The following is a 14,384-nucleotide window of genomic DNA, read 5'->3' on the forward strand; positions in this document are numbered from 1 at the left end:
TGAACGTTTTCAAATCACATATAAAGTACCTTAATAAGATATGAGTCTTTTTAAAAAAATTTTTGGTTCTAGTATTTCTGCTTCAGATGAAGAGAAAGAAAAGGAAAGTAACGGTGCTGCATCCGAAATCAATATGTCTATAGACGAACAGTTTATCTATCATTTTAAGAAAAATGGTGGTAAATTTTTATATTGTGAAAACGTCGCTGAAGTAAAAGAACAATTCGAAAACATACTAGAAGAAAACGATTGGTTTGAAAGTGAAGTTCTTTGTTTTGACCCGACACTTTACCCTATTTTAGAAGAAAACAAGCTTATCTATAAGCAAGTTCGCAATCCTAAATTTTTATTTTCATCTTGCGAAAACTTAATTGCCGAAGAAGGATCTATTTTATTTTCCTCTAATCAAATTAAGCAAAACAAGCCCAATGAGCTACCTGTAGACATAATCATATATGCTACAACAAGCCAAATATTAGCCATGAAAAGCGACAGCTTGAGTGCTATCAAAAGAAAATACGAAAGAAATTACCCAACTAACATTACAGCAATCAAATATTTTGAAAAAGCAAAAGAAGAGGACTTTACCCAATATGGTAGTTCCGCTAAAAACCTTTATTTGCTGCTTTTAGAAGATCTTTAAAATGAATGAAACGTTAAAGAGATCGATATCAGGCGCTGTATATATCATTTTATTAATCGCCTCCATCTTATTTTCGACTGAAAGCTTTATACTTTTATTTGGGGTGTTTCTACTTATTGCCACCTATGAGTTTTGTGCCTTAGTTCAGGTTAGAAAAATCATACCCATTACCATCGTTTTTCTATTTTACAGCGCTATTGTACTAATAAGTTATTATCGACTAGAAACAGAATTATGTTTGAGCGAAAATTTCGGAATTAATACTAGACTAGATTGCGATATTCCTTTACTCAATAATGTATTGCTATTCATAACACTATTTGTATCAATTAAATGTCTTTTCTTTTTATTTGATGACAAAGTACAATCCATTACCCCAAGTTCAAAGTATCTGTATTTACTAGGTTATATCGTGTTGCCTTTTATATTTATTACCAAGATTTCCTTTGGTATTAAGGATTACAATCCCAAAATTATCATAGGTTTATTTATTATTATTTGGACAAACGATACTTTTGCTTACATCGTAGGAAAGTCAATTGGAAAAAACAAACTTTTTGAACGTATTTCACCGAAGAAAACAATAGAGGGATTTGTAGGAGGAGTAGTATTCGCGGTATTTGCAGGATACTTGATATCTAAATTATATATTAAACCTAAACCTAGTTTTAGCGAAAAATCAATTTTGATTTGGACAGTAATCGCTTTATTAGCAGGTGTTTTTGGAACTATAGGAGATTTGGTTCAATCCAAATTTAAAAGAATAGCTGGAGTTAAAGACAGCGGAAAAATAATGCCAGGCCATGGAGGCATACTAGATCGTCTAGATAGTGTTATATTTGTAGCACCAATAATATTTTTATTTTACCAAATTTTAAATTATGTTTCATAAAGAAGGAACCAAGACTATTTTTTTAGGAATGATTTTTACTGTAGCAGTATTATTATTATCCGATCGTTTTATCACTACCGAATGGCTTAAATGGTTATTACAAGGTGGCGGAGTATTGATTTTAATAATTATTTTACAGTTTTTCAGAAACCCAAAAAGAACTTTCATTCTGAATGAAAATCATATTTTAGCACCTGTTGATGGTAAAGTGGTGGTAATTGAAGAAGTGTTTGAAGGAGAATATTTCAAAGACAAGCGTTTACAAGTGTCTATTTTTATGTCACCAATCAATGTACACGTAACTCGTTATGCAATGAACGGTATAATCAAGTTTAGTAAATACCATCCTGGAAAGTTTTTAGTTGCTTGGCATCCTAAAGCAAGTGAGGAAAATGAAAGAACAACTGTAGTAATTGAAAACAATACTTTTGGAGCGATTTTATACCGCCAAATTGCGGGTGCACTAGCAAGACGAATTGTGAATTATGCCGAAGAAGGAATGCAAGTAGTACAAGGTACTGATGCAGGTTTTATCAAGTTTGGTTCAAGAGTAGACCTTTTTTTACCACTAGGAACTAAAGTTGATGTTGTTTTAAACCAAAAAGCAATTGGAGGTAAAACAATAATCGCAGTAAAAAATAATGACTAATACTGATTTAGATAGCCGCTTTCAAGAGGCAGTAGCTAAGGCTTCCCTCATGACACAAGCATCCCTACCGCAAGATGTACAATTGCGTCTCTATGCCTTTTACAAGCAAGCAACTTTTGGTCATGTAGACTTACAGCAAAGCGCCGCTTATCATTTGAGAGATGCCTTTAAAATCAACGCTTGGATGCAAATCAGTCATTTTACGCCCGATGAAGCTAAAGAAAATTATATTGAAATTATTAATGCCATCTTAAAGAAATAACAAGCACCATGAAAAAAATTAATTTAGCATTAACAAGCCTTGTATTAATTAGTTTTTTAAGTTCTTGTAATGATAAAAAACTGACCGAAGTGGTAGAAGTTCCTTTACCAACCGCTCAGGAAAAGGTAACCATTGGATTTCCTGATGACGTTAAGGCAGCGGAAGGTTCTTTCCAACTCGACAAGCTTCCCTACCCGTACGACGCATTGGCGCCAACTATATCGCCATTGACACTCGAAGTGCATTATTCAAAGCATTATCTTACTTATACCAATAACCTGAACGAGGCAATTGCAGGAACCGAATATGAAAATCAATCTATCGAAGATATTTTATCTAAAGTAGATCCTAACGACACTGAATTGCGCAATAACGCAGGTGGCTATTACAATCATACCTTGTACTGGCGTTCTATGGCGCCTAATGCAGGTGGTGTACCATCGGATACCTTAGCTGCTGTCATCACTAGAGACTTTGGTTCTTACGATAATTTTGTTAACAGCTTTAAAGCGGAAGCAACTAAGCAGTTTGGCTCAGCTTGGGCTTGGGTAGTAGTGGACAAATACGGAAAACTAAAAGTCACTAGTTCCCAAAATCAAGACAATCCCTTGATGAGAAATGCCCTAGTCCCTGGAACTCCAATTTTAGCACTTGATCTATGGGAACACGCCTATTATTTAGGATATCAATACCGACGTCGCAATTACATCGATTCGTTTTTTGAAGTAATCAATTGGAAAAAAATCAACGAAAATTACGAAGCAGCTATCCGAAGAAAATATTAGCTGCTACTTCTTATTAAAAAGCTGGTATTCTTTTCAGATACCAGCTTTTTGCATTTTTAATTATTTGCTTTCTAATTGGTAAATAAAAGATTCTAGTGGTGCAATATGAACTTGAACTAGTCCTACTCCATTTACAACCTCTAAAACAACTTTGCTTTCTTTATACAATTGGTCCACAAGCACATATCGACCATCAGCAAGACTCCATTTTTGAATAAGTGATGCGGGTACTTTCAATTCAAAATCACTTGTTTTGTCCGATGAAAAATTAGAGAGAATCAATAGTTTTTCATCTTCTGACCAACGAGCAAAAGAATAAATCATCGGATCATAATTGGCTGTAATTGGTCGATTGTAAAACTGTAAATCTTCATAAACTCCCATCAAGGCTAAACTATTAATAGTAAAATTAAGGAGTCGCTTGTAAAAATCACGCAATTCTTTTTCTCCATCAGAAAGTTGACCTCCGTCGAATTTCCCTTCATTCATCCACCTTTGATGAGCTGGGACACCTATGTAATCAAAAATGGAGGTCCTGGAATGAGTACCAAAACCCGCGTTTTCGTTCCCTGCTTCTCCTACTTCTTGTCCAAAGTAAATCATAGTAGGTGATGTGCTAATTGTTGCCGAAACGACCATCATGGGCTTGCCTTTTGCACCCGAGCCAGCAAACTCCGGACTCGCCAAGCGTTGCTCATCATGATTATCAAGAAAATGCAGCATGTGATGCTCTATATCCTTCATATTATTTTGAATGTGAGTCAAATCATCTGGCCATGATTTACCTTGAATCACCTCTTTGAGCTTGTCATAAGTCTCAACTTTATCATATAAATAATCCATTTTACCAAGGTGAATGTAATTACGGTACTCCGCAGGATTGTATACTTCAGCCAATAAAAAAGCATCTTCATTAGCCATTTTTATTGCTGAATTCATATAACTCCAAAATTCATAAGGAACCATTTCGGCCATATCGTACCTAAACCCATCAACCCCTTTAGCGGTCCAATACAAAGCAATCGATTTGAATTTCTTCCAAGAATCAGGAACCTCTTTGTCTTTCCAAAATTCAAAATGTTCCTGAACCGACTTGGTGCTAAAATCAGCAGGCAACTCGGGGAAATCTTTGGTACCATCTGGTCGAATGCCATAATTTACTTTAACCGTCTCGTACCAATCATTTTTATCCGGTTTCGCCAAACGAGAACCATTACCTGTCCATTTCGCTGGGTTTTCATCAAACTTTTGATCGCTTAAAGGATGTGTTTCTCCATTAAGAGGTTGGGCCGTATCAGGTACTTCAAATTTGGCATTCGGAATATAATAGAAATTATTGTCACGCTTGTATTCAACCGTTTTATCGTCGTTAGCACCAAAGTCTGTTACACCTTCGGGATTATTTTTACCCTCGTATTTACGGGCAATATGATTAGGAACGATATCAATAATAACTTTCATTCCTGCTTCATGCGTTCTAGCAATCAAAGACTCAAATTCTTCCAAACGATGTGCTGGATCGACTGCTAAATCTGGATTAACTGTATAGTAATCCTTTACTGCGTATGGTGAACCTGCCCTACCTTTTACAACGTCAGGATCATCATTAGAAACTCCAATCGCTGTATAATCCCGTATCACGGCATGATGCGGAACGCCTGTAAACCAAATATAATTAACTCCTAAGTCCTTTATTTCTTGTAAAGCGAGCGGTGTAAAATCATTGAACTTCCCTACTCCATTCTCTTCAATGGTACCCCACGGTTTGTTGGTTGTGTTTTTATTACCAAAAAGTCGCGTAAATACTTGGTAGACTACTACTTTTTTTTCTCCTATCCTGTCTTTTTGGTCCTTCATTTTCAAATCTTTCATTTTACACCCTATCTGCAGTAGTGCTAGCGACAGCACTCCAATCACAATTTTTTTCCTCATTACTCCCTTTTGTTTTCAAAATTAGTATCTCTGCCCAACCATTACTTAAGGTTAGCCGAATCAACCAATTTTTAAATTTAATGTATTTTTTTAAAATGAGAGGCACTAGTACTTTTAAAATTGAGGCAAATAAATGGTATTTGCGTACTACAACGTGTGAGTACTATTATATGTTTATAAGTTGTAGGCTTCAAATTCGTAAAATAACAAGACCAACCTCCTAACATCCATAAATAAATCCTAATATCGAGTAGGATTGTTTCCTTTTTCATAAATTTGACAAAAAATAAATCCATTGAAGAAGTTCGTTTTTTTCTTTACCGCTATACTGAGTTTACTAGCCAGCAAATCCACTTTTGCGCAAGCGCCTAAGAAAATTAATGTAGAGCATTCAGACTATTTTGATGTCAATCAAATTGCCATTCCAGATGCCATTTTGTTAACCGGAAATGTACGCGTTAACCATGATGGTGTGGTACTTACTTGTAACAAAGCGTATTATTTTCAGAAGGAGAATTATATAAAAGCTTTTGGAAATGTACAATTGGTACAAGGTGATACACTTTTCTTAAACAGTAAATACGCTGAGTACAGCGGTAATGCTAAAAAAGCATTTGCTACCGGTGACGCTTTTATGAGTTCACCTGATGCAACCTTGGCTACAGACACTATTAATTTTGACCGAAACACACAAGAAGTATACTATAACACTAAAGGGACGATCGTTAATAAAGAGAATACCTTAGTTAGTAAATCAGGGAAATATTATGTGACCCAAAAAAAGTTTCAATTTTTGACAGCGGTAACAATCACTAATAAAACCTATGTTATTAAATCCAATCATTTGGATTATTATACGAATTCAGGTCATTCCTACTTGTTTGGTCCATCGACTATTACGAGCAAATCCAATTATATTTATACTGAAAAAGGTTTTTATGATACTAAAAAAAACCTTGCCCATTTTCTGCGGAAATCCTATATAAAATATGATGACCGACTCATTCAAGGCGACAGCTTGTATTATGATCGTAACCGAGAATTTGCATCAGCAACCCGCAACGTAAAAATCACGGACTCGATTAATAGAGGAATTGTAAAAGGACATTATGCCGAAGTCTACAAGCAAAAAGATTCCATGTTTGTCACGAAAAGAGCAGTAGCCATCAACTTTGTCGAAAATGATTCGGTTTACATTCACGGAAGACGATTAATGGTAACTGGGAAAGAAGATAACCGCATCATTAGAGCATATAATAATGTTCGTTTTTACAAAACCGACATGAGCGGAAAATGTGATTCGATCCACTCTAGCGCTAAAGATGCCTTGACCAAATTGATTGGAAACCCAATTTTATGGAATGGTGAAAACCAAATTACAGGTGATCTCATGCACTTAATTGGTAATAACACAACAAGAGAACTGGATTCCTTGAAAGTGCTGAACAACACCTTTCTCGTCTCGCGGGACACCTTAGGCACAGGCTACAATCAAGTCAAAGGGCTCAACCTTTATGGTAAGTTTAAGGAAGGACAACTGCATGATGTAGATATAGTTAAAAACACAGAAGTAGTTTACTTTATGCGCAATGACGACAAGGAACTGATAGGAATCAACAAAAACAAGAGTAGTAAAATAAACCTCATCTTTGAGAATAAAGCCATAGAAACCATCACTTTTTTCAACCAAGTTGACGGTGATATTTTTCCAGAAACCGAATTACCCGAAACCGGTAGGGTTTTAAGAGGGTTGGCTTGGCGAGGTAGTGAGCGCATTAAATCCAAAGACGACATCTTCTCTGATGAAGAAAACGAACTCAATGATAAATTGATCAAAGAGGGAAAAATTGAGTCTGCCAAAAAAAATACTCCAATGAAAGTTCGTAAAGAAACTACGGACTATGACAAGAAGAAAAAGCCTAAATAATAGCAACGCATTTGCTTAAAGCAAAAGCACCACTAAAATCCTAAATTTAGTACAATTGAATACCGATTTTTTAAAATACCAAGCACAAACATCACCATACCCATTGGGAATGGAAGTTTCACACGCGATAGGTTCGTATATTTATGACACAAGCAACAAAAAATACCTCGATTTTGTTGCAGGAGTATCCGCTTGCACCCTAGGGCACCAACCTCCTAGAGTAAACCAAGCGATAAAAGATCAATTAGACAAGTACTCGCATGTGATGGTCTACGGCGAATATTCGCAAAGTCCAGCAGTAGAATATTGCAAACTAATGGCTTCCCTGCTGCCGGCACCTTTAGATAAAACATACCTGGTTAACTCAGGAACCGAAGCCATCGAAGGCGCACTAAAACTAGCGCGTCGCGTTACAGGTCGCAGCCAATTAATCTCTTGTCATAACGCTTATCACGGGAACACAATGGGCTCCATGAGTGTAATGGGATTCGAAGAACGCAAGCAAATTTTCAGACCTTTAATTCCTGATGTCGATTTTATCACCTTTAATAACGAAGCTGATTTAGAAAAAATAACTACTAAAACGGCTGGCGTTTTATTGGAAACCATTCAAGGTGGTGCAGGATTTATTCAACCCCATAATGATTTTTTAAAGAAAGTTCGAGCACGCTGTACGGAAGTAGGCGCCTTGATGATTTTAGATGAAATCCAACCTGGTTTTGGGCGAACCGGAAAATTATTTGGTTTCCAAAACTACGATGTTGTTCCTGATGTTATAGCTATGGGTAAAGGAATGGGCGGCGGTATGCCCGTTGGCGCCTTTACAGCCTCGGCAGAAATGATGGATTTACTAAGTGATAACCCAAAATTAGGACATATTACAACCTTTGGCGGACACCCTGTCATTGCGGCAGCATGTCTTGCTACCTTGCAGGAAATTACCGAGACTGACCTAATGCAACAAGCGATAGAAAAGGAAAAACTTTTTAAATCTCTTTTGGTACATCCTTTGATAGAAGAAATAAGAGGAAAAGGACTAATGCTAGCCGCAATGACTAGCAGCCCTGATATTACCAATGAAGTTATTTTAAAATGCCAAGACCGCGGTCTTATTTTATTTTGGCTCCTTTTTGAAGGTTGCGCCATTCGGATTACTCCTCCATTAACAATTTCTGAAGAAGAAATTAGAGAAGGTTGCGCCATAATAATAGAAGTGATGGACGAAGTCCTAATGACGATTGAAAAATAAATACGCTGAACACTACCAATTGACTTTAAAATATTGTTAATTAAATTGTTCACAACAATAAAAATTTTTCTTCTCAAAAATAGTAAGGATACCTACCTTTAAGTAGGCTAAATTCAAAAAAACAAGGTATGCAATTAAGCAACGAAGAAGAAGATTACAACAAATCCCTAATCAAATTTGAGTCTATGTTGAAAACCAACAAAGTACTCTTTTTTGACTCAGAAGAGTTTGAAGAAATAATTCTTCATTATCTCGACATGGGAAAGGCCGCTTTAGCCAAAAAAGCACTGAAACTAGCTCTTGACCAACACCCTAAATCTACTGGACTAAAACTGGTACAAGTAGAGATGCTGGTATATGACGATAAATTAGAAATTGCCGAAAAGCTTTTAAACGAACTGTACGCAATTGAACCTAATAACGAAGAAATATACATTCAAAAGGCTAATATTTGCTCGAAAAGAGACCAACACGAAAAGGCGGTTGAATTACTAAAAATAGCGCTACAATTTACGGATGATTACGCTGATGTTTATAATTTAATAGGCATGGAGTACTTGTTCATGGATGATTTTGAATTAGCAAAACAGAACTTCATTAAATGCCTTGAGGAAGATTTAGAAGACCAATCGGCTTTGTATAATGTGGTGTACTGTTATGAGTTTTTAGATCAAAATTTAGACGCCATTGCTTTTCTAAATACCTATATCGATAAAAACCCGTACAGTGAGATTGCTTGGCACCAAATGGGACGCTTATATTATGGTGTAAAAGATTATGAAAATGCCATTCGTGCCTTTGACTACGCAACACTGATTGATGATGAATTTTTAGGTGCCTTCATGGAAAGAGCGAAAGCCTACGAACGACTTGGTCGCCACGAAGAGGCTATTGAAAGTTACACTCGAACTATAGAGCTAGATGACGCTACTTCGTACGCGTTATTACGCATTGGAAAATGCCATGAAAAACAAGGCAATACTGCTCTTGCCTTACAGTTTTACAACCAAACTGTACATGAAGACCCTTTGCTTGACAAAGGATGGATTGCCATTACTGACTTTTATGTACGTCAAAATAACTATCAAAAAGCGTTGTTTTATGTCAATAAAGCACTCGCCATTGATAACCAAAATTGCTTGTATTGGAAGCGCTATGCAACCATAAATAAACAAATGAACTTTTTTGAGGAAGCCGAATTTGGTTTCAGAAAAGCGGTTGAATTTGGTGACACCGAATTAGACACCTGGTTGTTTTGGGTAGATATTCTGCAATTCTTGGGAGAATTTGAAAGCGCAATACAAACGTTATTGCAAGCGACAGATTTTTATCCTGAAGAAAACGAAGTCGAATACCGCTTGGCCGGAATCTATTTTATGATGCAAGATAACACCAAAGCTAAATTTCATTTAAGCAATGGTTTGCGTTTAAAATTCGAGAATTACGTGCTTATTGAAGACTTATTCCCAGTGGTATGGACCAATAAAGCCGTTCAGACGTATATAGCCAAATATAAAAAGGTAGAATGATCGAACAAATTAAAAAACGCTTTGGATTATTAGGTCGTAATATTAGTTACTCCTTCTCAAGAGGCTATTTTACTGAAAAATTTAAAAACGATGCTATCGAAGGTTGTACCTACGAAAACTTTGATCTGGCCGATATTAGTGAATTCCCTGATACAATAGCTAATGGTAAGGATATCAAAGGAATCAATGTTACTATTCCGTACAAAGAGGAAGTGATTCCGTATTTAGATTCTTTATCTAAAAAAGCGACACGAATAGGTGCAGTAAACACGATAAAAATCACCAAGAAAGGAAAACTTAAAGGCTACAATACCGATTATTATGGTTTTAAAAAATCCTTGCAGCCGCTTTTGCAACCGCATCATCAACGCGCTCTTATTTTAGGAACTGGCGGCGCATCGAAAGGTGTGGCCTTTGCATTGGAGGAACTTGGCATAAGCTATAACTTTGTTTCAAGAGGAACTAAAGAAAACACGATCGCCTACTCCAGCCTCAACGCACTCCTTTTTGAGAATTACCAAATTGTAATTAACTGCACGCCTATTGGTACTAGTCCTGCCATTGACGCATCGCCAGCGATACCGTACGATTTGTTTACAAGCAAACACATTGCCTACGATTTAATTTATAATCCTGAGGAAACTCAATTTTTGCGTCAAGCAAAAGCAAAAGGCGCTACTACTAAAAATGGATACGATATGCTCGTATACCAAGCCGAAAAATCTTGGAAAATTTGGAATAAATAAGATTTCGCTTAAAAAATAGTTGATCCTGTTACAACCGCACTAGCATGCTAGCGTGGTTGTAACAGGGTTTTTTTTAGTTTTTTTTCAGATTTACGGTTTACCGTAAAACAAAAAGGTGCAATTTATTTAAATTAACTGATTACCAAATCATTAATAAAATAAATTATGCTAAAGAGAACCCTTTTAATCGAAAACAAATTCTCCATTACCACAAAGAATTTGCAGCTTGTCCTGAAATCTGAGAGTAAAGAAAGTACCATTCCAATTGAAGATATTGGATTCTTAGTGCTTGACCATCCCGAAACTTATATTAGCATTCCAGCTCTCAATTTATTAATTGAAAATAATACCGCAATTATCATTTGCAATACAAACCATTTACCCAATGGCTTATTTCTCAATTTAAATAGTCACCATATTCAGCAAGAAATATTTAAAAACCAAATCAACGCCTCAGCACCTTTAAAGAAACAATTGTGGCAGCAAACTATTGTTGAAAAAATAAAAAATCAAGGAGAACTACTTGAAAAACTAACTGAGTCCAAAAACAGTTTATCTTTTCTAGCAAGCAAGGTATTAAGTGGTGACACTAGCAATATGGAAGGCGTTGCTGCACAGCAATACTGGAAACAATTTCCGCAGCCTAATCTTGATAATGATGGTATAAAAAGAGAACGCTACGGTTCCTATCCTAATAATTTCCTAAACTATGGATATGCCATACTACGAGCAGCGACAGCACGAGCGTTATCAGGTAGCGGACTACTGAATACCTTAGGAATTCATCATAAAAGCAAGTACAATGCCTTTGCTCTAGCAGATGATATTATGGAACCTTTTAGGCCTCTTATTGATGAGAAAGTTCATCAAATTATGCTCAACTACAAAGAGCAAGAGTTGAACACAGCTATTAAAGCAGAACTATTACAGGTTTTGACACAAACCGTTTATTTTAAAAACGAAAAGAGTCCGTTGATGGTTGCTTTACAAAAAACGGCTAGCTCACTGCAACAATGCTATGCAGGAAATCGTAAGAAAATAAAATATCCAAAATTATGGAACTTAACGGATACCGAATAATGTGGTTGTTTGTCTTTTTTGATTTGCCAACTGAAACCAAAAAAGACCGCCGCAATGCATCGCAGTTTAGGAATAATCTCTTAAAAGATGGATTTTCGATGATGCAGTACTCTGTATATGTGCGGCATTGTGCAAGCAGCGAAAGTGCTGATGTTCACGAAAAACGCATTCATAATCTACTCCCACCTTTAGGAAAAGTAAGTGTACTGAGGATAACGGACAAACAATTTGGAAATATTCAAAATTTTTGGGGCAAAGCCGAAGTACCAAAAGCACCTCAACCCACACAATTAGAACTTTTTTAGGACTAGAAACAAAAAAATGCCTCAATATTGGGATATCAAACCAATAAAGAGGCATTTTTTTATACGATATTCACCTTTAACACTATGAAAATCAGAAGGTAATAAGCCAACTAATATCGTGTTTTCTAATCTTTAATCAAACCACAACCGATAACCTCAGCGATTCCATACGTACGGCAATATCGTGTTTTCTAATCTTTAATCAAACCACAACCATTTGGAAGCCATTTATTTTGCTTGTAAAAATATCGTGTTTTCTAATCTTTAATCAAACCACAACTCGTCATAACAGACGGATCGCTTATAGTTTAATATCGTGTTTTCTAATCTTTAATCAAACCACAACACAGCGTGCTCATCGTTGCACCTAAGCGAAATATCGTGTTTTCTAATCTTTAATCAAACCACAACTCGTTTTCCATTATATCAAATTAGTTTTTAAATATCGTGTTTTCTAATCTTTAATCAAACCACAACGCTAAGTAGCCCCTTTGTATTTCCTCTAAGAATATCGTGTTTTCTAATCTTTAATCAAACCACAACCTTATAGCCATTACTACACTAATAATTTCCAATATCGTGTTTTCTAATCTTTAATCAAACCACAACGTAAAACTTTTGTTTACCATAAACGCCAAAAATATCGTGTTTTCTAATCTTTAATCAAACCACAACGCAACCGCAGCGACTAGAGTCTTTCTTATAATATCGTGTTTTCTAATCTTTAATCAAACCACAACGCCTACCAGCTACGGGCGTCGTTGCTAAATAATATCGTGTTTTCTAATCTTTAATCAAACCACAACAATGATCAAGGAGATTTGTTTCTGTCTTCTAATATCGTGTTTTCTAATCTTTAATCAAACCACAACTACTCCACGCACCACTATTGATGCGAACTTAATATCGTGTTTTCTAATCTTTAATCAAACCACAACATGAGCTACTTACAGGAAAAACGAAAGGAGAATATCGTGTTTTCTAATCTTTAATCAAACCACAACATTTTTGATAATTCATTAAAAGCTCTTTGAAATATCGTGTTTTCTAATCTTTAATCAAACCACAACTGGTGGTAGTTTTTCATTTGCTTTCCACGAAATATCGTGTTTTCTAATCTTTAATCAAACCACAACGCGTAGGTAAGGTTGGAAACAAAACGAGCAAATATCGTGTTTTCTAATCTTTAATCAAACCACAACGAGAACTCCTGATTATCCGGAAGCTATTTCAATATCGTGTTTTCTAATCTTTAATCAAACCACAACAACCAGGCAATGAAATTGATATGGGGCGAAATATCGTGTTTTCTAATCTTTAATCAAACCACAACATTCCGTTTATAGCGAATCATTTTCCTATCAATATCGTGTTTTCTAATCTTTAATCAAACCACAACTCTAAAGAGCTGCTTAAGTCGAAAATCTTTAATATCGTGTTTTCTAATCTTTAATCAAACCACAACCTAGCGACCTATTGGCTCAACTTGATCTCAATATCGTGTTTTCTAATCTTTAATCAAACCACAACTGTCCTGCGACTACACCATTAAGTAAATCAATATCGTGTTTTCTAATCTTTAATCAAACCACAACCCAGAATGTTTGCATTTGTTGCTACAAATAAATATCGTGTTTTCTAATCTTTAATCAAACCACAACTATGAAGGAGAATTTGGAACTATAATTAAAAATATCGTGTTTTCTAATCTTTAATCAAACCACAACTCATATTGTCGTCTAAAACAATAGGCTTCAAATATCGTGTTTTCTAATCTTTAATCAAACCACAACGGAAAACAGCTTTGGGATGGAAATCCCCAGGAATATCGTGTTTTCTAATCTTTAATCAAACCACAACGTTGAGCAACTTTTATTTCAGCATTGTTTTAATATCGTGTTTTCTAATCTTTAATCAAACCACAACAATTATCAAAGTATATCGGTGGCATGTATGAATATCGTGTTTTCTAATCTTTAATCAAACCACAACTCTAACATTTGATCATAATAGGTTTTTAATAATATCGTGTTTTCTAATCTTTAATCAAACCACAACTAATACGTTCCCATGATTCGATAGCACCGTAATATCGTGTTTTCTAATCTTTAATCAAACCACAACTGTTCATAGCTATGGTATTACAGTGTGTCCAATATCGTGTTTTCTAATCTTTAATCAAACCACAACTAGTATCTGAACCACTTTGACCTTTAATAAAATATCGTGTTTTCTAATCTTTAATCAAACCACAACCAGCCATTACGTTTGAAGCATTCAATAGCAATATCGTGTTTTCTAATCTTTAATCAAACCACAACAGTCCAAGTAGACGAAAACTGTTGAACTACAATATCGTGTTTTCTAATCTTTAATCAAACCACA

Annotated in this window: 12 protein-coding genes and 1 CRISPR repeat array (1 of these 13 only partly in view); of the genes, 11 read left to right on the forward strand and 1 reads right to left on the reverse strand. The window is 35.6% G+C overall.

What is annotated here, in order from left to right; translation table 11 throughout:
* Window positions 1-40: 40 nt before the first annotated feature.
* From ACZ2G0_RS14730 to ACZ2G0_RS14750, 5 genes are read left to right on the forward strand one after another with little or no spacing between them, the layout of a single operon-like run.
* Entirely contained in the window at window positions 41-643 is a 603-nt protein-coding gene (locus tag ACZ2G0_RS14730) for a lactate utilization protein B/C (protein ID WP_470308270.1), read from the forward strand.
* 1 nt (window position 644) lies between these two features.
* Window positions 645-1,535: a phosphatidate cytidylyltransferase gene (locus tag ACZ2G0_RS14735; protein ID WP_470308271.1), complete on the forward strand. Its 891-nt coding sequence runs from the start codon at window positions 645-647 to the stop codon at window positions 1,533-1,535.
* Window positions 1,525-2,184, forward strand: coding sequence for a phosphatidylserine decarboxylase family protein (locus tag ACZ2G0_RS14740; RefSeq protein ID WP_470308272.1), 660 nt, complete (start codon window positions 1,525-1,527; stop codon window positions 2,182-2,184). The genes ACZ2G0_RS14735 and ACZ2G0_RS14740 overlap by 11 nt, the downstream gene beginning before the upstream one ends.
* Window positions 2,177-2,446 (forward strand): acyl-CoA-binding protein, encoded by a 270-nt coding sequence (locus ACZ2G0_RS14745; protein WP_470308273.1) that lies wholly within the window; start codon window positions 2,177-2,179, stop codon window positions 2,444-2,446. The genes ACZ2G0_RS14740 and ACZ2G0_RS14745 overlap by 8 nt, the downstream gene beginning before the upstream one ends.
* A gap of 8 nt (window positions 2,447-2,454) precedes the next feature.
* Entirely contained in the window at window positions 2,455-3,231 is a 777-nt protein-coding gene (locus ACZ2G0_RS14750; RefSeq protein WP_300288301.1) for a superoxide dismutase, read from the forward strand.
* Between the two features lie 60 nt (window positions 3,232-3,291).
* Here ACZ2G0_RS14750 and ACZ2G0_RS14755 read toward each other — a convergent pair whose 3' ends face one another.
* The gene (locus ACZ2G0_RS14755; RefSeq protein WP_470308274.1) at window positions 3,292-5,163 is read right to left on the reverse strand and encodes an alpha-amylase family glycosyl hydrolase; all 1,872 of its coding nucleotides are present in this window, start codon (window positions 5,161-5,163) and stop codon (window positions 3,292-3,294) included.
* A gap of 328 nt (window positions 5,164-5,491) precedes the next feature.
* On the opposite strand from ACZ2G0_RS14755, the gene ACZ2G0_RS14760 reads away from it, so the two are divergent.
* The 6 genes from ACZ2G0_RS14760 to cas2 all read left to right on the forward strand — a co-directional run bounded on the left by ACZ2G0_RS14760 (window position 5,492) and on the right by cas2 (window position 11,999).
* Entirely contained in the window at window positions 5,492-7,090 is a 1,599-nt protein-coding gene (locus ACZ2G0_RS14760) for an OstA-like protein (protein WP_470309853.1), read from the forward strand.
* Between the two features lie 55 nt (window positions 7,091-7,145).
* Window positions 7,146-8,339: an aspartate aminotransferase family protein gene (locus ACZ2G0_RS14765; RefSeq protein WP_300288730.1), complete on the forward strand. Its 1,194-nt coding sequence runs from the start codon at window positions 7,146-7,148 to the stop codon at window positions 8,337-8,339.
* Between the two features lie 128 nt (window positions 8,340-8,467).
* Window positions 8,468-9,868, forward strand: coding sequence for a tetratricopeptide repeat protein (locus ACZ2G0_RS14770; protein WP_470308275.1), 1,401 nt, complete (start codon window positions 8,468-8,470; stop codon window positions 9,866-9,868).
* Window positions 9,865-10,614, forward strand: coding sequence for a shikimate dehydrogenase family protein (locus ACZ2G0_RS14775; RefSeq protein WP_470308276.1), 750 nt, complete (start codon window positions 9,865-9,867; stop codon window positions 10,612-10,614). Before ACZ2G0_RS14770 ends, ACZ2G0_RS14775 begins: the two co-directional genes overlap by 4 nt.
* Window positions 10,615-10,779: 165 nt before the next feature.
* On the forward strand, window positions 10,780-11,694 hold the full coding sequence (gene cas1 / locus ACZ2G0_RS14780) for a type II CRISPR-associated endonuclease Cas1 (protein WP_470308277.1): 915 nt from the start codon (window positions 10,780-10,782) through the stop codon (window positions 11,692-11,694).
* Window positions 11,670-11,999 (forward strand): CRISPR-associated endonuclease Cas2, encoded by a 330-nt coding sequence (gene cas2, locus ACZ2G0_RS14785; RefSeq protein ID WP_300284637.1) that lies wholly within the window; start codon window positions 11,670-11,672, stop codon window positions 11,997-11,999. Before cas1 ends, cas2 begins: the two co-directional genes overlap by 25 nt.
* Before the next feature lie 112 nt (window positions 12,000-12,111).
* Window positions 12,112-14,384: direct repeats of the CRISPR family, unit length 36 nt; unit sequence AATATCGTGTTTTCTAATCTTTAATCAAACCACAAC (it continues 68 nt past the right edge of the window).

The sequence above is a fragment of the Flavobacterium sp. KKT103 genome, from assembly GCF_055640565.1.